The 18,432-nt window shown below is 59.5% G+C and carries 16 protein-coding genes; 8 read left to right on the top strand and 8 right to left on the bottom strand.

The genetic code is table 11. From position 1 onward, the window contains the following. Positions 1-24 precede the first annotated feature (24 nt). The 5 genes from PSH79_RS10505 to PSH79_RS10525 all read left to right on the top strand — a co-directional run bounded on the left by PSH79_RS10505 (position 25) and on the right by PSH79_RS10525 (position 5,171). A complete protein-coding gene (locus tag PSH79_RS10505; protein WP_305442546.1) occupies positions 25-678 on the top strand; it encodes an ABC transporter ATP-binding protein in 654 nt (217 codons plus the stop codon). Continuing rightward, on the top strand, positions 675-3,146 hold the full coding sequence (locus tag PSH79_RS10510) for an ABC transporter permease (RefSeq protein ID WP_305442548.1): 2,472 nt from the start codon (positions 675-677) through the stop codon (positions 3,144-3,146). Before PSH79_RS10505 ends, PSH79_RS10510 begins: the two co-directional genes overlap by 4 nt. After that, positions 3,136-4,203, top strand: a complete 1,068-nt coding sequence (locus tag PSH79_RS10515) for a lipocalin-like domain-containing protein (protein ID WP_305442549.1) — start codon at positions 3,136-3,138, stop codon at positions 4,201-4,203. The genes PSH79_RS10510 and PSH79_RS10515 overlap by 11 nt, the downstream gene beginning before the upstream one ends. Positions 4,204-4,318: 115 nt before the next feature. Continuing rightward, positions 4,319-4,501: a hypothetical protein gene (locus PSH79_RS10520; RefSeq protein ID WP_305442551.1), complete on the top strand. Its 183-nt coding sequence runs from the start codon at positions 4,319-4,321 to the stop codon at positions 4,499-4,501. Between the two features lie 85 nt (positions 4,502-4,586). Next, on the top strand, positions 4,587-5,171 hold the full coding sequence (locus PSH79_RS10525; protein WP_305442553.1) for a hypothetical protein: 585 nt from the start codon (positions 4,587-4,589) through the stop codon (positions 5,169-5,171). Positions 5,172-5,506: 335 nt separating this feature from the next. Here PSH79_RS10525 and PSH79_RS10530 read toward each other — a convergent pair whose 3' ends face one another. Further along, the gene (locus PSH79_RS10530) at positions 5,507-6,328 is read right to left on the bottom strand and encodes a glycosyltransferase family 2 protein (RefSeq protein WP_305442555.1); all 822 of its coding nucleotides are present in this window, start codon (positions 6,326-6,328) and stop codon (positions 5,507-5,509) included. A 166-nt stretch (positions 6,329-6,494) separates the two neighbouring features. Here PSH79_RS10530 and PSH79_RS10535 point away from each other — a divergent pair, with 166 nt between their 5' ends. Then, positions 6,495-7,310, top strand: coding sequence for a VanW family protein (locus PSH79_RS10535; RefSeq protein ID WP_305442556.1), 816 nt, complete (start codon positions 6,495-6,497; stop codon positions 7,308-7,310). Between the two features lie 40 nt (positions 7,311-7,350). Here the strand turns inward: PSH79_RS10535 and PSH79_RS10540 are convergent, their stop codons facing one another. From PSH79_RS10540 to PSH79_RS10570, 7 genes are all read right to left on the bottom strand, one after another. Continuing rightward, the gene (locus PSH79_RS10540) at positions 7,351-7,848 is read right to left on the bottom strand and encodes a hypothetical protein (RefSeq protein WP_305442557.1); all 498 of its coding nucleotides are present in this window, start codon (positions 7,846-7,848) and stop codon (positions 7,351-7,353) included. A gap of 190 nt (positions 7,849-8,038) precedes the next feature. Continuing rightward, on the bottom strand, positions 8,039-9,418 hold the full coding sequence (locus PSH79_RS10545) for a VOC family protein (protein WP_305442559.1): 1,380 nt from the start codon (positions 9,416-9,418) through the stop codon (positions 8,039-8,041). Positions 9,419-9,506: 88 nt separating this feature from the next. Then, the gene (glcF, locus tag PSH79_RS10550; RefSeq protein ID WP_305442563.1) at positions 9,507-10,727 is read right to left on the bottom strand and encodes a glycolate oxidase subunit GlcF; all 1,221 of its coding nucleotides are present in this window, start codon (positions 10,725-10,727) and stop codon (positions 9,507-9,509) included. A gap of 2 nt (positions 10,728-10,729) precedes the next feature. After that, positions 10,730-11,779 carry a glycolate oxidase subunit GlcE gene (gene glcE / locus PSH79_RS10555; protein WP_305442567.1) on the bottom strand — a complete coding sequence of 350 codons (1,050 nt, stop codon included), beginning with the start codon at positions 11,777-11,779 and terminating at the stop codon, positions 10,730-10,732. Next, a complete protein-coding gene (gene glcD, locus PSH79_RS10560) occupies positions 11,779-13,278 on the bottom strand; it encodes a glycolate oxidase subunit GlcD (protein WP_305442570.1) in 1,500 nt (499 codons plus the stop codon). The genes glcE and glcD overlap by 1 nt, the downstream gene beginning before the upstream one ends. 62 nt (positions 13,279-13,340) lie before the next feature. Beyond that, positions 13,341-14,267 carry an alpha/beta fold hydrolase gene (locus PSH79_RS10565; protein ID WP_305442572.1) on the bottom strand — a complete coding sequence of 309 codons (927 nt, stop codon included), beginning with the start codon at positions 14,265-14,267 and terminating at the stop codon, positions 13,341-13,343. A 21-nt stretch (positions 14,268-14,288) separates the two neighbouring features. Then, positions 14,289-15,743 carry an NAD(P)/FAD-dependent oxidoreductase gene (locus PSH79_RS10570; protein WP_305442574.1) on the bottom strand — a complete coding sequence of 485 codons (1,455 nt, stop codon included), beginning with the start codon at positions 15,741-15,743 and terminating at the stop codon, positions 14,289-14,291. Between the two features lie 187 nt (positions 15,744-15,930). Here PSH79_RS10570 and PSH79_RS10575 point away from each other — a divergent pair, with 187 nt between their 5' ends. Together PSH79_RS10575 and PSH79_RS10580 are read left to right on the top strand one after the other, a co-directional pair. Further along, positions 15,931-17,004, top strand: coding sequence for a diguanylate cyclase (locus tag PSH79_RS10575; protein ID WP_305442577.1), 1,074 nt, complete (start codon positions 15,931-15,933; stop codon positions 17,002-17,004). A gap of 115 nt (positions 17,005-17,119) precedes the next feature. Next, a complete protein-coding gene (locus tag PSH79_RS10580) occupies positions 17,120-18,358 on the top strand; it encodes a M20/M25/M40 family metallo-hydrolase (RefSeq protein ID WP_305442579.1) in 1,239 nt (412 codons plus the stop codon). The last annotated feature ends 74 nt before the right edge of the window (positions 18,359-18,432 follow it).

Below are 18,432 nucleotides of genomic sequence, written 5' to 3' on the forward strand. Positions count from 1 at the left end.
CACACTGACCCATCAGGTGGCGGCATGCTCCAGATTGAAAACGTCTGCAAAAGTTACCTCACCCCCCAAGGCCCGCTACCGGTGCTGCAAGGCGTCGACCTGACGCTCGAACCCGGCAGTAGTCTGGCGCTGATGGGCGAGTCCGGCAGTGGCAAAAGCACCCTGCTGCACCTGGTGGCCGGCCTCGACAAGGTCGACAGCGGCAGCATTCGCAGTGGTGAACATCGCCTCGAAAGCATGAACGAAGCGCAACTGGCCAACTGGCGACGCACGGAAATCGGTCTGGTGTTCCAGCAGTTCAACCTGATCGGCAGCTTGCGCGTCGAGGACAATCTGGCGTTTCAGGCGCGCCTGGCCGGGCGCCATGAACCGCGCTGGCAAGCACATCTGGTGCAGCGTCTGGGGTTGGGCGATTTGCTCAAGCGCTATCCCGAGCAATTGTCCGGCGGTCAGCAGCAACGGGTCGCGCTGGGCCGGGCGCTGGCCTCGCAGCCGAAACTGCTGTTGGCCGACGAACCCACCGGCAGTCTCGATGAAGCCACCAGTGATGAAGTGCTGCGCCTGTTGCTGGAGTTGCTCGACGACACGCCGACGACCTTGTTGATGGTCACTCACAGCCCACGAGTGGCGGCGCGATTGGCGCAGCGTGTAGTGCTCTCCAACGGGCGGCTGACGTGATCGTTTTCCGGCAAACCCTGCGCGCGCTGCTCAGCCATTGGCGCCGGCATCCTGTGCAGTTTTTCAGCGTGCTGACCGGGTTGTGGCTGGCGACAAGTCTGCTGACCGGCGTCGAGGCGCTGAACAGTCAGGCCCGCGACAGCTACGCCCGTGCCAGTCAATTGATCGGCGGCGAACCGCAGGCCAGCCTGAGCACGCCAAACGATGCGACGTTCCCGCAACAATGGTTCATCGATCTGCGTCGTCAGGGCTGGCCGGTGTCGCCGCTGTTGCAGGGCCGCTTGAGCCTCAAGGGGCACGACAATCAGCGTCTGCAGGTGATGGGCATTGAGCCGGTGTCACTGCCGGCCGATTCTGCGGTGGCCGGGGAGGCGATGCCGATCGAACGCATTGTCGAGTTCTTCACGCCACCGGGCAGCACGTGGATTTCCCCGGAAACCTTGCAGGCCTTGAACCTGCGCGAAGGCGCGACGCCGCAAACGATTGGTGGCCAGACGTTGCCGCCGCTGCGCGCGCAAAAGGACATGGCGCCCGGCGTGTTGCTGGTGGATATCGGCGTCGCGCAAACCTTGCTCGAACAACCCGGACAACTGTCACGGCTGTTACTGCCGAAGGATTTCCACGGCGAGTTACCGGCCACGTTTGAAGGGCAATTGCAGCTCAAGAGCAGTGGCGAGGAAAACAATCTGGCGCGACTGACCGAGAGCTTTCATCTCAACCTTGATGCCTTGGGATTCCTCTCGTTCCTGGTCGGTTTATTCATCGTCCACGCGGCCATTGGCCTTGCGCTGGAACAACGGCGCGGCTTGCTGCGCACGCTGCGTGCCTGTGGAGTCAGTGCGCGGATGTTGATTGGCTGTCTGGTGGTTGAGCTGGGTGTGCTGGCGCTGATCGGCGGCGTGTTTGGCGTAGTCAGCGGTTATTGGTTGGCTAGCGTGTTGCTGCCGGATGTTGCCGCCAGCCTGCGCGGTTTATACGGCGCGGAAGTGGCGGGGCAGTTGCGCTTGAGTCCCTGGTGGTGGTTAAGCGGGATTGGTTTGAGTCTGCTCGGCGCTTTGCTGGCTGGGGCCAACAGCCTGTTGCGGGCGGCGCGTTTGCCGCTGTTGGCGGTGGCCGATCCGCAAGCCTGGCACCAGCAATATGCGCGTTGGCTGCGTCGCCAGGGTTGGCTGGCCCTGGTGTTGGGCGTGATTGCGCTGGTGGCGTTGATCTGGGGCGACAGCCTGGCCAGCGGTTTTGTATTGATGGCGGGGTTGTTGCTCGGTGCCGCGTTGGCCTTGCCAGTGTTGCTGAGTGCGATATTGAGTCCGTTGCTCGGACGCAGTCGCTCAGTGCTCGGCCAGTGGTTTCTCGCCGACTGCCGGCAGCAACTTCCGGCATTGAGTCTGGCGTTGATGGCTTTGCTCCTGGCGCTCGCTGCCAATATCGGCGCCGGCAGCATGACCGCCGGTTTTCGTCAGACCTTCAACGACTGGCTCGAACAACGTCTGAGCGCCGAGCTGTACATCAACCCGACCAACCCGGCTCAGGCCCGCGAAATGTACAACTGGCTTAAACAACAGCCGCAGGTCACGGCGATACTGCCCAACTGGCAGGTGTCGGTAACGTTGCAAGGCTGGCCGGCGGACGTGTACGGGGTGATCGACCATGCTTATTATCGTCAGCACTGGCCGTTGCTCGACGCCAGTGGCAGTGATCCGTGGGCGCATCTGGCAACGGACGATGCGGTGATGCTCAGCGAGCAACTTGCGCGACGCCTGAAAGTACGCGCGGGTGATCGCCTGACGATTCCTTCACCGAATGGCGCCTGGTCGCCGCGCATCGTCGGCATCTACGCCGATTACGGCAATCCCAAGGGCCATTTGCTGGTCAACATCAATCACCTGCTGCGCGGCTGGCCACAACTGACGCCAAACCGGTTCAATCTGCGCATCGATGCGCAAAACATTCCGGCATTCGTGAGCGCGTTGCAGGCACGCTTCCAACTGGATGACAGTCGAATCGTCGATCAGGCGCGGCTCAAGGGCTGGTCGGTTCAGGTATTCGAACGCACCTTCGCCGCCACCGCCGCATTAAATAGCCTGACATTGGCGGTCGCGGGCGTGGCGTTGTTCATCAGCCTGCTGACCCAGAGCCAGAGCCGTCTCGGCCAACTCGCACCACTGTGGGCATTGGGCGTGACGCGACGTCAGTTGATGCTGCTCAACCTTGGCCAGACCTGGCTGCTGGCAGTGCTGACGCTGGTGTTGGCGCTGCCGTTGGGCATCGCGCTGGCATGGTGTCTGGATGCGGTCATTAATGTGCAGGCGTTTGGCTGGCGGTTGCCGTTGCGGGTGTTCCCATGGCAATTGGTGCAGTTGATGGGATTGGCATTACTGGCAACCTTGCTGGCGTCGGCGTGGCCGCTGTATTCGCTGTACCGCACGCAACCGGCGGATCTGCTGAGGACGTTTGCCCATGAGGATTAATCTCGTTGTGCTGATGCTTGTGCTGTTGCTCGCTGGCTGCGATCAGTCAGCGCCTGAGCAGAAGGGTTTTGCCGGGATGGGCGATCAGGCGCAGGCTTTTACGCCGGTGGTGCCGGGACGGGTGTTCAGCTTCCCGGCGGATCATGGTGCCCACGACGGTTTTCGCATCGAGTGGTGGTACGTCACCGCCAATCTCAAGGATCAGCAGGGCAATGAATTTGGCGTGCAATGGACGTTGTTTCGCAGTGCATTGAAACCCGTGCCGGAGCATACAGGGTGGGGCAATCAAACGATCTGGCTGGGGCATGCGGCGGTGACTTCCAGCTCGGTGCATCACGCTGCCGAACGCTATGCCCGTGGTGGCGTCGGTCAGGCTGGCGTGCGTTTGGTGCCGTTCGAGGCGTGGATCGACGATTGGATGTTCGCCAGTCAGGCGCAGGATCCTTTGACTGACCTGCAACTGAGTGCTCGCGATAAATCCTTCGCCTACCAACTTCACCTTACCTCCAGCCGTCCGCTGGTGCTGCAGGGTGATAGAGGATTCAGTCAGAAATCGGAGGAAGGGCAGGCGTCGTATTACTACAGCCAACCGTTTTTCCAGGCCAGCGGCACCTTGCAGATCGATGGCCACACCTACACCGTCAGCGGCCCGGCCTGGCTTGACCGCGAGTGGAGCAGCCAACCGCTGACCGCCAACCAGACCGGCTGGGACTGGTTCTCCCTGCACCTGGACAACGGCGAACACCTGATGCTCTATCGCATGCGCCAGAAGGACGGTGCGCCTTACCTGACCGGCACCTGGATCAGGGCCGACGGCCAGACGCAAACCCTGCGCAGCGATCAGATCAAACTCACGCCGCAAGGCAGCGCCAACGTCGCTGGGCGCTCGATGCCGGTGCGCTGGTCGATCAGCATTCCGGAAAAAAACCTCGACATCAGCCTCTCGGCGCTCAACCCCAATGCGTGGATGAACCTGCGCATTCCCTACTGGGAAGGCCCGGTGCGCGTCAACGGCAGTCATGGCGGGCAGGGCTATCTGGAAATGACCGGTTACTGAGGGAGTGCATGGATTGAGTTGAACTCCACTTGATCTCTCAACCTCTACAAAATGACTCGCCCGCCATAAACGTCGCCCGCGAAATGGACGGCCCCGAAGCCTGAGGACCACCCCGATGAAACCGACATCCGACAACGAACACCCCGACGAACCCCGGCCAGCGGGGGAAACCGAGCGCGACAACGATGCATTGCGGCCCACCGATCCGAAGAAACGCGAGGAAAGCGGCAAAGGCACTGCCAGTGGCGAATACACCGCGCAAGAAACCGCCGCACCACACACCAAGGCCAAGCCCTGAACAGCGTCTATGCTCAGTGACACATCCGGCGCCTGAGACGAGTCTGGCGCCGGGTGCTGCCACTCACTACAGGGAAAGTACGCTAATGAAACTCCATGCACTGGCCAAGTCGATCACCCTTGCAACCCTTCTGTCCGCCACCAGCCTCGGCGCGTTTGCCGCCGAGATACCACTGTCCGCCACCATCGAGGCCGATCAGGTCACCACCAAAGTGGTCTCCGTTGATGCGGCGAACCATCAGGTCGTTTTGGAAGGCGCCGAAGGTCGTCAGGTTCACGTTCAACTCAGCGAAAAAGCGAAAAACCTCGCCAATCTGAAGGTCGGCGATCTGGTCAAGGTCCAAGTGCAGCGATCCGTCGCGGCCTATCTGGACACCGATGTGGATAAAGGTCTGCCTGGCACCGTCGAGCGTTCCGGCGAAGTGCGTAACGCTCCCGGCAGCGATAATCCCGGCGGCGAAGCTTATCGCCAGATTCGGGTGCAGTTGGAAATCACCAAAATTGATTTAAAGAACAATCAGGTGACCCTGAAAAATCCGGCGGGTCAGTCGAAAACCCTCGACGTCAAATCGCCTGAAAACCAAGCCAAGCTGAAAGATTTGAAAGTGGGGCAGAGCGTTTTTGTCACTTACACCGATATCTTAAAAGTGACCAGTCAACACGAAAGTTGAGCTTTAACTCTACAGAATGATTGTTCTTGTACAGGATTTTGTATGAGAACAATCATATTAAGTTTGCCCTTGGATGTGCTGGGAAGTTTCCGAAGGAATTCGTCGATAAATATCTATTAACTTTTTTGTATATAAATTTCATGTGCGTCGATGACGACATATCCGCCAACTTCTATTAAAATCCCTCCCGTTCGCCCAGTGTCAGGGCTCTTTACCGGTGCATGGATTGCCAGGCCATTACACTGGGCGAACACCTCTTCAGGAGCGGATGTATACAATTTCAGTTAACAGAAAGGGCGACTTTAAAGTCGTCCTTTTTTTTGCCCTGAATATTTTCATGCGTGCGTGGCAGTTTTGGTTCGCTGTCCCTGGAAGCGCTTGATCGTTGCCTGATACATTTTCGTCCGCCGGTGATTTTCCCCGTAGGTGCCAGCCGCTGCGACCGTTCCTGCCTGGATGTGATCGAGATAGCGGAAAATCTTGCGTGGCGACAGGAACCTGATGCCATAGCCCAGACCCGCCATCCGATCCTGCAACGTGTAACCCGGCACCCGATCATCCATGCAAAAGTGCAGGCCCAGCGACTTCATCAATCGAGCATTCCACAAGGTGCAGAAACTTTTCAGATGCGTTTCTTTATAAGGTCTTGGCGGTTTGGATTTCAAACCCAAGCGGACTTTTAATTGGCGAGCATAATGCTTGCAAAAGCGTGAAGTTAAACGCCAGGTATCCCGCACAACCCCCCGATTGATTTGCTCGACACAACCGACTGCCGCCATATCCGCACTTTTCGTACACTCACGCATCATCATCGAAAACACTTCTTTGTCGTAGACAAAAGTGTCGGTGTGCAGCAAGAAAAGGTAATCGGTCTCAACTTTTTCCAGCGCCAGATCCAGTGCCTTGCCATGGGCAATATGGCCGGCTTCTTTGCACGGCGAAGGGCGCTCAATCAGATTGATCCAGTCAAGCGAACGCAAGTAATCCAGACTTTCATCTGCCGAATCGTTGTCCACCACCCACACCGGAATTCGCTGTTCAACGACGTGCTGGTGCAATAACTCCAGGCACATCCTGGTGATGTCCGGGGTTTTGTAATTGACCAAAACGAGACTGAAGTTCGGCTGTGGTTGGGTTGGCAGATCAAACGCACTCATAACAGAAAGACTCATCCGCGATTCAATGGCGACAGGGTTCATGAGCCGGGAGGGTAACGAGGCAACCTTAGGCGAAGCTTAATTTCCAGAATCGCGCGGGTTACACGCTAAACTGCGCGCCCATTTACGCTTCAAGGAAGAAACGGCGAGCGCCGTTGCGTTACGGATGAAAAAACCACTCTCCCTCTATCACCCGGCCCTGTACTGGCTGCGCGTGTGGCAAAAAAGACTGTTCCGCCAAATCGCCTGGCACTGCTCCGGCAAACGCTACGCACGACCTGTTGCTTTGGCCGAACGGCTGCCATTTCGCTACCTCAAACACACCTCAAAACTGATCCGCAAACTCGGCGACTCCGACCTCGCCCTGCAACACAACAAAGTCATCAACCTGAAGCTCGCCGTTGCCGCCATCGACGGCGTCGTCATTGGGCCTGGCGAATACTTCTCCTTCTGCCGCCTCGTCGGCCGTCCGACTTTGGAGCGCGGCTACGTTGAAGGCATTGAACTGTCGTTCGGCGAAGCACGAACCGGGGTGGGTGGCGGGATATGCCAACTGAGCAACCTCATTCACTGTATGGCCATTCACTCGCCGCTGGTCGTGGTTGAACGCTCCAATCACAGCTTTGATCCGTTCCCGGATGAGGGTCGAGTGCTGCCGTTTGGCTCCGGGGCGGCGATTTTTTATAACTACGTTGATCTGGTGCTGCATAACCCAACAGATCGCAGCTTTCAGTTGAAATTGAAAGTGGGGGAGACGCAGTTGGAGGGGGAGTTGTTGTGTGACCAGGTGCGGGCGTATCGGTATCACGTGTTTCAGGAAGGGCATCGGTTTGTGCGGGAGTCGGGCCGTGTGTTTCGCGAGAATGAAATCTGGCGGGAAGTGAGGGAAAAGGGGCAGGTGGGAGAGTTGGTGACGCGCGAGCGGCTCTATCGCAATCGTGTGGTAGTCAAATATGTGGTGCCGGAGGAGTTGATCGGATAGCGCGCGGATACTATTTGATGATCCTGCGCGCCTGATTTGATCAGTTTCTGAAATACAACTCGTCCAACTGGCGTCTGCGTATCGACAGATACTCATCCCATACCTTGGGAAAGTCCTCATCGCGGGTCAGCGGGAAGGTCAGATAAATGTACTTTCCAACAACACTGATGTATTGCCGCTCACGTTTGAAGGCTGGCTGTTCGTAAATCGAAATGCTCTCGTCGTAAGCATCATGGTAGTGATAGATGCTTGCTCGGTGCGGGGCGATCATGCAACGCGCAAAATCGATCACCCAACAGCTATCCATTCCTGTTCTCAAGTAACCGTAAACACCATCGCTTGATAGTAGGATGCACGAATTGGCCTGGGTGCCGTCCTCATCGTTTACCAGAATGATCTGATCTGCAAAATATCGGATGGTCATGTTTTCCGTCCCTTGCAGGAGCAAACTCCAACCTTCCGCCCCCATGCGGAACTCACCCTTGTTTTCAAAGGTGGCGGTCCAGCCATTTGCAAGCTTGATCTGATGTTTATTCATGGGTACCTGGTCAGCTAAAGCGTCTCGATCTCGATGTTGCAACCACTGCTTTTTAGTCTTTAAAGTTCTTTGTCAAACGAGTGTTTCCGTGCTCGCAGTCGATGAAACGGCGCGGGTAGTTGTTGTCTTGGCGGTCGGTACCATTGGAGCACGCCAATCATCGGAAGCTGAAGCACCGGATACTGATCTATCAGCGCGAAAGCAGCACCAGACACTCTTCAATCGAACGCCGCTGCGTCTCGGCATACAACCCCAGCTCATCAATGGTCGAACGCCCCAGTGCCTGTTCAAACGCCTGTCGATTGGAATGCTCGCCATAGTGAGCCTGCGCCGCATCGCCAAGGTTGGACTGAAAAATCCCCGCCGCACTGACCGGCAGGAAATCTTCGTATACCAATGGCTCCGCTTTCACATAGCCGTCACGTAACAAGTCTTCCAGCGAGGCCTCATTGAGACTGTCCGCCGCCAAACCCTTTTCCGTGGCGAAGTAGCGAAAGTACGCTAGACCCTGTTCGCGCATGCCCTCGATGCTGTCAGGAAATTCGCCAAAGTGTTGAGTCATCAGCGCGTTGTAGCGTGCGGCATTGCCTTCATTTGGAAAATCACCCAATTCATCACGCGCCGCGTTCAATAAGCGGTCATACAGCGCCCGGCCCTTGGGCGTCAGCGCCGCGCCGCGTTGTTCGATTTCGCCGAAGCGCGCGCTGTGGCTGCCACGGCTTTCGTGTTGATCGGTGAAAGCGATCGGCTCGTCCAGCGCCTTGAAACTGGTCTGACGCAGCAGGATCGGGCATTGCCGGCGCGGCGGGCCTTCGATCACTGCTTTGGGCGTGATGCCGTGGGCCGGCATCTGTTCCTGAACGACGTCGATGTCGAGAGTGCGCGGTGTCAGGTGATTGATGTGCGGGCCTTTGAACGCCACCACATCCGCGATCAGACGATGCTGGGCGCTCAACGTCTGGTACTGCGCAGCGGTGACTGTGGCGCTGTGATGCCAACGAAAGGTTTCCAGCGCTTGTAGGACGAATTCCTGTGCTTCGGCTTCGTTTAGCCCGCCAGCGGTCTCAGCCTGCGCGATCAAGCGCAATGCCGCCGCCGTGAAGATCGAACGCTTGGCCAGCACCGAATCGGCAAAGGCGCGCAACTCAGGATCTTCAATCAACTCCAGTCGCAACAATGAGGTAAACACCCGAAACGGGCTGACTTGCAGCGCGTCTTCATGCACCGCGCGAAACGCCGTGGAATGCACCGGCACGCCTGCCGGCGTCAGGTCGTAATAACCCACCGGTTGCATGCCCATCACCGCGAACAGGCGGGCGAGGGTGGCCAGTTCCGTCGCGGTGCCAACACGGATCGCGCCATGGCGCTCCATGTCCAGCCGTTCGATTTCGCCGGTGCTGTCGAGTTGCCGGGCGATGTCTGGCTGACGTGAAAGCACGTCGCGGTTGGTCTGCTCCACCAGTTCCATCAGCGCGCCGTATAGCGGGACTTCTTCGCGGTACATGTCGGACATCGCTTTAGAGAAGCGTTGGCGGATCAGGTCGGGGCTGACGAAAGGCTGCACGGTCATGAAAAAAATTCCTGCCACGGTCACGAAATGGATGGAGGAAAAGATCGCAGCCTTCTCCCGCGCGGGCAAACGAAGAATCCTACGAACTTCATTCTGCCAACGACTGATCCACCAGTTCGATCCAGTGCCTGACCGGTGTCCGACCAGCGCTGGCAAGGTGGCTCTGGCAGCCGATGTTGGAGGTGACGATCAGCTCGGGGCGGCCGCTTTCCAGAGCATTGAGGCGGTTGTCGCGCAGTTGCCGGGCGATGGCCGGTTGGGTCAGCGAATAAGTGCCCGCCGAACCGCAGCACAAATGCCCATCCGGCACCTGGGTCAGGTTGAAGCCCAGGCGAGTCAGCACCGCTTCAACGGCGCCGCCCAGTTTCAGCGCGTGCTGCAAGGTACACGGACAATGCACGGCGATCCGCCGTTCGCTGGCGGCACACACCTGCTCCAGCGGCTCCTGTGCGATGACCTGTACCAGATCGAGGGTCAGTTCGCTGATCCGCCGCGCCTTCTCGGCGTAAGCCGGATCGTCTTCCAGCAGATGCCCGTAATCCTTGATGAACGCGCCGCAGCCGCTGGCAGTCTGCACGATAGCTTCGGCGCCGTTTTGCAGATGCGGCCACCAGGCGTCGATGTTCTGCCGGGCGCGGTCGAGGCCTTTGGCCTGGGCATCGAGGTGATAGTCCAGCGCGCCGCAACAACCCGCTTCGGCCACTGGCGTGACGCTGATCCCGAGTCGATCCAGCACCCGTGCCGTGGCGTCATTGGTATTGGGTGACAAACCCGGTTGCACGCAGCCTTCCAGTAGCAAAACCCGGCGCGCATGCCGAGGCGCCGGGCGCAACCCCGAACTCGGCAGATGCTGCGGTAGTTTGCTTTCAAACATTTGTGGCAATAGCGGTCGGAATGTCGTGCCCATCCGCAGCAAACCCTTGAACAACCCCGGATGCGGTGCCAAGGCCCGCAGTCCCTCACGCAACAAACGCTGCGCCGCCGGACGCGGTACCGCTTTATCGACCACCGCCCGGCCAATGTCGAGCAGGTTGTGATAATCGACGCCGGACGGACAGGTGGTTTCGCAGTTGCGGCACGACAGGCAGCGGTCCAGGTGCAGTTGCGTCTGCGTGGTGGCCGGCGCGCCTTCAAGCACTTGCTTGATCAGGTAGATGCGCCCGCGCGGGCCATCGAGTTCATCGCCGAGCAACTGATAGGTTGGACACGTCGCGTTGCAAAAACCGCAATGCACGCAGGTGCGCAGGATCTTTTCTGCCTCGGCGGCGCGGGGCAGCAGTCGGGATTGCTCGCTGAGGGTGGTTTGCATGGCTAGAACTCCGCGTACATTCGACCGGGGTTGAACAGCCCTTGCGGGTCGAGTTGCGCCTTGAGTTGCCGGTGATAGCGCAGCAAGGTCCAGGCCAGCGGCTGGAACGGCGAGTCGCAGGCGCCGTGAGTGAAGCACGTGGCGTGACCGCCTAGCTCTTGGGCGAGTATATGGAGGTGCGGCTTGTCGGATTTAAGCCAGCGTTGCGCGCCGGCCCAGTCGATCAGTTGCTCGCCTGGCAAGTCCAGTGGGCCGAGATTGTTCGGCAACGACAGACGCCAAAGCGGCAGGCCTTCGTCGAAAAAGGGCAAGCGTTGTTCGTTCAAATCCCGCCAGAACACAGAATCCAGCGGTTCACCGCCCAAACGTTGATGCGCCGCCGTCACAGAGCCTTCGCCCCCCTCAAGGCGCAGGTACAGACTGTCGCCGTCATGACATGCGGCGCTGATCGGCAGCGGTTGCTGGCCCCATTCGGCAAGGTTGGCCAAGGCGCGGGTGCAGTCGATATCGAGGCGGATGCTCAGGCACTGACGGGGTTTGGGCAGGACTTTCAGCGAGACTTCGGTCAGCACGCCGAGGCAGCCGTAACTGCCGGCCATCAGCCGCGACAGGTCATAACCGGCGACGTTTTTCATCACTTCACCGCCGAAGCGCAGGTGTTGGCCGAGACCGGTGATCACCCTGGTGCCGAGGACGAAATCCCGCACCGAGCCCGACCATGGCCGCCGTGGCCCGGACAACCCGGTGGCGATCATGCCGCCGACCGTGGCGCCGTCGCCGAACGCGGGCGGCTCGCATGGCAACATTTGCCCGGCAGCGTCCAGCGCGGCGAGCAACTCGGACAACGGCGTGCCGGCACGCACGCTGATCACTAACTCGGTCGGGTCATAACGCACGATGCCGCGATGCGCGCGGGTATCCAGCACTTCACCGGCCACTTCGCGCCCGAGAAACGCCTTGCTGTTGCCGCCCTGAATCTTCAGTGGCGTAGCATTCGCCCGCGCCTCGTTGACCTGATCGAGCAGGGCGCTGCTGGCATCGAAGTCGGCCATCAGAAGCGCTCCAGTTCGGGGAATGGCAGTTGCCCGGCATGAATGTGCATCGCGCCGAATTCCGCGCAGCGGTGCAGGGTCGGGATGTTCTTGCCGGGGTTGAGCAGGCCCTTCGGGTCGAACGCGGCTTTTACCGCGTGAAACAGGCTCAGTTCGTCGCTGTTGAACTGCGCGCACATCTGATTGATTTTCTCGCGGCCGACCCCGTGTTCGCCGGTAATGCTGCCGCCAACCTGCACGCACAATTCGAGGATCTTGCCGCCCAGCGCTTCGGCGCGATGCAGTTCGCCGGGTTGGTTGGCGTCGAACAGGATCAGCGGGTGCATGTTGCCGTCGCCGGCATGGAACACGTTGGCCACACGCAAGTTGTATTCCTCGCCGAGGCGCGCAATGCCTTGCAACACGCCGGGCAATTCGCGGCGCGGGATGGTGCCGTCCATGCAGTAGTAGTCCGGCGACAATCGGCCGATGGCCGGGAAGGCGTTTTTGCGCCCGGCCCAGAAACGCACGCGTTCGGCTTCGTCACGGGCCTGGCGCACTTCGGTCGCGCCGGCCGCGGTCATGACGGCGCGCACCCGCTGGCAGTCGTCATGGACATCGGCTTCGACGCCATCGAGTTCGCACAACAGGATGGCTTCGGCGTCGATCGGGTAACCGGCGTGAATGAAATCTTCAGCGGCGCGGATGGCGAGGTTGTCCATCATTTCCAGGCCACCGGGAATAATCCCTGCCGCAATAATTTCCGCCACCGCGCGCCCAGCCTTTTCCACGGAATCGAAACTGGCCAGCAGCACCTTGGCGACCTGGGGTTTGGGCAGCAGTTTGACCGTGACTTCGGTGATGATCCCCAGCAAACCTTCGGAACCGGTGAACAGCGCCAGCAGGTCAAAACCTGCTGAATCGAGGGCGTCGGAGCCCAACGTCAGGCGCTCGCCTTCGATGGTCAGTACTTCGATTTTGAGCAGGTTGTGCACGGTCAAACCGTACTTGAGGCAATGCACGCCACCGGCGTTTTCGGCGACATTGCCGCCTATCGAACAGGCGATCTGCGACGACGGATCAGGCGCGTAATACAGCCCGAACGGTGCGGCAGCCTGGGAGATTGCCAGATTGCGTACGCCCGGCTGAACCCGTGCGGTGCGCGCATCCGCGTCGATGTGCAGGATGTTGTTGAAGCGCGCCATCACCAGCAGCAAGCCTTTTTCCAGCGGCAAGGCACCGCCGGACAAACCAGTGCCGGCGCCACGGGCGACCACTGGGACGTTTTGTTGATGGCAGAGTTTGAGCAGGGTCTGCACCTGATCGAGGCGACGGGGCAGGGCAACCAGCATGGGCGTCGTGCGGTAAGCCGACAGGCCGTCGCATTCGTAGGGTTTGAGTTCGTCTTCACGCCACAGAATGTCGAGGTCGGGGATCGCAAGCTGCAAGGCCTTGAGCAACTGGGCCTTGTTCACATCAGGCAGCGGCCCGTCGAGGCGTTCGTCATACAGAATATTCATCTCAACCCCTGATCCCCTGTAGGAGCAGCCTTCGGCAGCTCCTACAGGGGACGTGTCGGTTTTCATGGTTGGTTTTCCAGAAAGTCCTGGTACAACCGCGCGGTATTACCCGGCTGTTCGACCATCGGCATATGTCCGACGCCGTCCCACACATCCACCTGCAAATTGACGATGCCTTTGCTCCAGATCGGCACGCTGCTGACGTCGATCAGCCGATCCTTGCGCCCCCACAGCAGTAGCGCCGGGCATTTGATTTCTGCCAGTTTTGGCTCCATCGGCGGGCTGGCGCGGAAATCGCGGAAGATCTCTTCCAGTTCATCACGTTGCCGCTCGTAGCGCTGGGCGATGGCGTCCAGTACCAGCTTCGGCACCCACGGCGGCGAAGCCATGGTCATGGCATAAAACTGCTGGAATTCCTCACGAGAATTGATCAGAAACGGGTTATGCCCACGCGCCAGATGCCGCTCCAGGTCGCTGACCTCCGGCGCCGTGACGCCGGCCGGATCAATCAGCGCTACCGAGGCAATCCGGTCCGGATACGTCGCCGCCAACCACGCCGCAATGTAGCCGCCCATGGAGTTGCCGATCACATGGACTTTCTCCACGCCGCAGACGTCGAGCAACTGGATCATGCGCTTGGCCTGCACCGGAATGTCGTAGCCGCCGCCGGCCTTGAAGCCGGTTTCACCATGGCCGGCCAGATCCGGAATGATCACTCGATACTGGCGCACGAAATGCCGCGAGAAGCGCAGCCACAGGTTCTTGTCGGCGCTGTAACCGTGCAGCATCAGGATCGCGCTGTGTGCTTCATAAGGCCCGCCTTGCCAGGTCGAAACGGTCATCTCGGCAATCGGTACTTCGATCTTGTGCAGCTTGTACAACTTGGCCTCGATGGCCATGTTCAGGTCATACAGCCAATGGCCGACCGCCGGGTAACTCAACCAACTCCAGGCCACGAACACTGCGAGGGCGACAAACAGCAAAAGCATCGACGTCTTCCTTTTACGTAGTCAGGACAGAATGTGATCGGCCGGTTTCAGCGCCCGGGTCAAGCGGTAATAGCTGAAACTGAAGCCGGGAAACATCGCGATCACGTGACCGCTCTTGCTCTGGTACCAACTGTGGCAGCCGCCGGACTTCCAGACCGTGCGCTCCATCTCCCGGTGGATCATCTCAGTGTAGGTACGTTCTGCCTCGGGACGTACTTCAATGCTGCGCAGGCCTCTGGCCTGCACGGTGCGGATGCAGTCGAGGATGTAGTTCATCTGCGATTCGATGATGAACAGCGCCGATGTGTGGCCAATGCCAGTGTTGGGGCCGGTGACGATAAACAGGTTGGGAAAGTCCGGCAGGCTGGTGCCGAGGTAGGCGCGGGGGTATTCGGCCCAGACCTCTCTGAGCTGCACGGCGTTTTTTCCGCTGACCGGGTAGGAAATGACGCCATCGGTGGCGTCGTAACCGGTCGACCAGACGATCAGATCAACATCAATGTGCTGGCCGTCCTGAGTGTTGATCCCGCTTTCGTCGATGGAGGCGATGCCTTGTTCGCGACTGTGCAAGGTGACGTTAGGCCGAGTCAGCGCCGGGTAGTAAGTGCTGGAAACCAGCACCCGTTTGCAGCCGATGGTGAAATCCGGGATGAGTTTTTGCTGAAGTACCGGATCGGGCACCTGGCGCTTGAGAAAGCGTAATGCCTGCTTCTGCACCAGGTGAATCGCCGGTTTCGAGTATTTGAAGGCAATGACCCGAGTTTCGAACTGCCAGTAGATCAGCCAGCGCAATAGCGTGTAGGCCGGTTTCAAGCCCAACAGCCAACGCTGAAACGGCCCGAACACGCGATCAGCGCGAGGCAACACCCAATGCGGTGTGCGCTGGAACACATGCAAATGCTCGATCTTCGGCGCAATCGCCGGGATCACCTGCGCCGCGCTGGCGCCGCTGCCGACGATGGCCACGCGTTTACCGCGGTAGTCGTAGCTGTGATCCCAATGGTTTGTGTGAAAAGTCTTGCCCTGAAAGCGCTCCTGCCCCGGGAAGTGCGGGATCACCGGTTGGCTCAACGGCCCGGTGGCATTGATCATGAACTGCGCGTAGAACGTGCCCTTGGTCGCGGTGTGGACGGCCCAGCGTTTTTCAGCCTCGTCCCACTCGACGCGCTCGACATTGGCCTGCAGTTCCACCCGCTCACGCAGGCCGAACTGATCGATCACATGCTCGGTGTAACGGTGCAGTTCTGCTTGCCCGGCAAACATCTGCGACCAGCGGTACGGCGCGAATGACAGCGAATACAGGGGCGACGGCACGTCCACCGCCGCGCCGGGGTAAGTGTTCTGGCACCAGGTGCCGCCGAAGAAGTCGCGCCGTTCCAGCATACGAAAATCGTCGATACCGGCCTTGAGCAGGTTGATCGCCGCACACTGGCCGCCAAAACCGCTGCCGATGATCAACACTTGGTAAGTCTGCATGGGCCTCCTTCTTATAGTTGTTTTTCCGTTTTGCTCCTTTCATGTATAGCCAAATATTTGCACTGTGGGCGGCGGATAACTGCCCGTCGAGCCCGATAGCCAGTGATGGCTATTTAACGTTGCCCTGTTAGACTCCAGACAAGTCCGTCTGACGGTGTGCAAGTTCCGTCGAGTGATCGAGGCCCCTATGAGAAACACGGGAGGGAAGGGACTGTCATTGGCCAGGAGGCTGTATACATCGCGAACCCTCGGCCTGGTCCTTGGGCTTCTGTGCGTGAGCGTGGCGATGTACCCGCTCGATCCACCACTGTGGGTTTGGGCCTTGATGTTGACCAACGGCCTGGTCTGGCCGCACCTCGCCTACCAATGGGCACGCCGCGCCAAGGTGCCTTATCACGCCGAACACCGAAATCTGTTGATTGACGCCTTTTTCGGCGGCTTCTGGGTCGCCGCCATGCAGTTCAATCCGCTGCCCAGTGCCACCACCATATCGATGATGGCGATGAACAACGTGGCCATCGGCGGCATGCGCTTTCTGCTGGCCGGTTCCGCCGCGCAGTTGCTCGGGGTCGGTGTAGGGCTGGTGGTGTTTGCCCCGGCGTTTATTCCACAAACCTCACCGTTGCAACTGTATGCCTGCCTGCCGTTGCTGATGCTCTATCCGCTGGCGCTGGGCTGGATCTGCTTTCGCCAGGCTTACACGCTGGGGCTGCATAAACGTGAATTGCTCGCGCTGAGTCGCACCGACAGCCTCACCGGACTGCTTAACCACGGTGCCTGGAAGGATCAACTGGAAATCGCCTTTCAGCGCTGCAAGCGGCAGAAGCAGGGTGCGGCGATTGCGTTGATCGACATCGATCATTTCAAGGCGATCAACGACACCTACGGCCACGTGGCCGGCGACATTGTGCTGCGGCAACTGAGCAAACTGCTCAAGCAGAACCTGCGTGCCACCGACATCGCGGGGCGATATGGGGGTGATGAGTTCTGCGTGATTCTCCCTGAGTTGCCGCTGTTCCATGCCGCCCAGGCCATGGAAGCGTTGCGCGAGCGCTTCGCCACGCTCGGTTATGAGCAGAACCCGGCGTTGAAGGTCAGTTTGAGCATTGGCCTGGCGGAGTACGATCCGGCCCATGTCGATGCGACGCGTTGGCTCAATGACGCGGATCAGGCGTTGTACGAGGCCAAGGCCAGTGGGCGCAACCGGGTTATCTGCAATTGCGACAACCTGCCCAAGCAGCCGATGCTCGACTCGGTCTGACTCTTCGTATATCCCCTGTGTGAACCAGTTCAATCGGTGTCGCATCCGGGATAGAGCCTTGCGTCAATGTCAGGTACGGTTCAAGTCCCTCCCGACGCGAAACAAGGATCGATTCATGACGTTCTCATTTTCCCGCTCCCTGCTGGCCGCCAGCCTCGGCCTGACGCTCGCTTTCTCGGCCGCTACCGCCAATGCCGAACCGCATAAACAAGTCCTCGCCAATGCTGAGCAATACCAGCCCGAAGCCCTGAAACTGCTGGAACGCCTGGTTAATATCGATACAGGCTCCGGTTATGAACCGGGCCTCAAGCAAGTCAGCGAGATCGTCATTGATGAGCTGGAAAAGCTCGGCGCCACCATCGAACGGGTACCCAATACCCCGGAAAAAACCAACCACGTACTGGCCACGTTCAAGGGCACCGGCAAGGCGAAAATCCTGCTGATGGCCCACATGGACACAGTGTTCAAGGAAGGTTCGGCGGCCGAGCGGCCATTCCATATCAAGGACGGTCGCGCCTACGGGCCGGGGGTGATGGACGACAAGGGCGGCATCGTCGCCGGGATCTATGCACTGAAAATCCTGAAAAACCTCGACTTCAAGGACTACGCGCAAATCACCTTCCTGCTCGACGCCAGCGAAGAAACCGGTTCGGACGTCGCCACTGACCTGATCAAGAAAACCGCGAAACAGCACGATGTGACCCTCAATCTGGAACCGGGTCGTCCGGCAGATGGCCTGGTGGTGTGGCGCAAGGGCAGCGCGACGGCGGTGGTCGAGGTCAAGGGCAAAGCGGCGCATGCCGGGGTCGCACCGGAATTGGGGCGCAACGCGGCGATGGAGGCGGCGCACCAGATTTTGCAACTGGGCAAGCTGGGTGATGAGGCGAAGAAAACCACCATCAACTTCACCGTGCTCAAGGCTGGCGATCGCACCAATGTGATTCCGGATCAGGCCACGGCCAAGGCCGACGTGCGCGCGGCGGTGCCGGAGGAGTTCGACCGGATCGAGAAGGATCTGGCGCGGGTGTCGCAGGACAAGCTGATCCCAGAGACCGAGGTGAAGACTACGTTGCAGCGCGGCTTGCCGCCGATGCCGCAAACGGCCGAGTCGGATCGTTTGATGGCCATGGCGCAAGGGATCTACGGCGAAATCGGCCGCAAGCTGACCGAGGAGGGCAGCGGTGGCGCGGCGGATGCGAGTCTGTCGGCCGGGGTTGGCACGCCGACGCTGGATGGCTTCGGGATTGTTGGCGGCAATATTCATACGCCGGAGGAATATGCGGAGGTGGCGAGTGTGGCGCCGCGGATATATCTGTTGTCGCGGATGATTATGGAGTTGGCCAAGGGGCAGTGACGGGAGTTTGTCGTTACTCATCATAACTCCCCGTCCTGTAGGAGCTGTCGAGTGAAACGAGGCTGCGATCTTTT

This window comes from Pseudomonas sp. FP2196 (assembly GCF_030687715.1).
In the GTDB taxonomy this organism is placed as follows: Bacteria; Pseudomonadota; Gammaproteobacteria; order Pseudomonadales; family Pseudomonadaceae; genus Aquipseudomonas.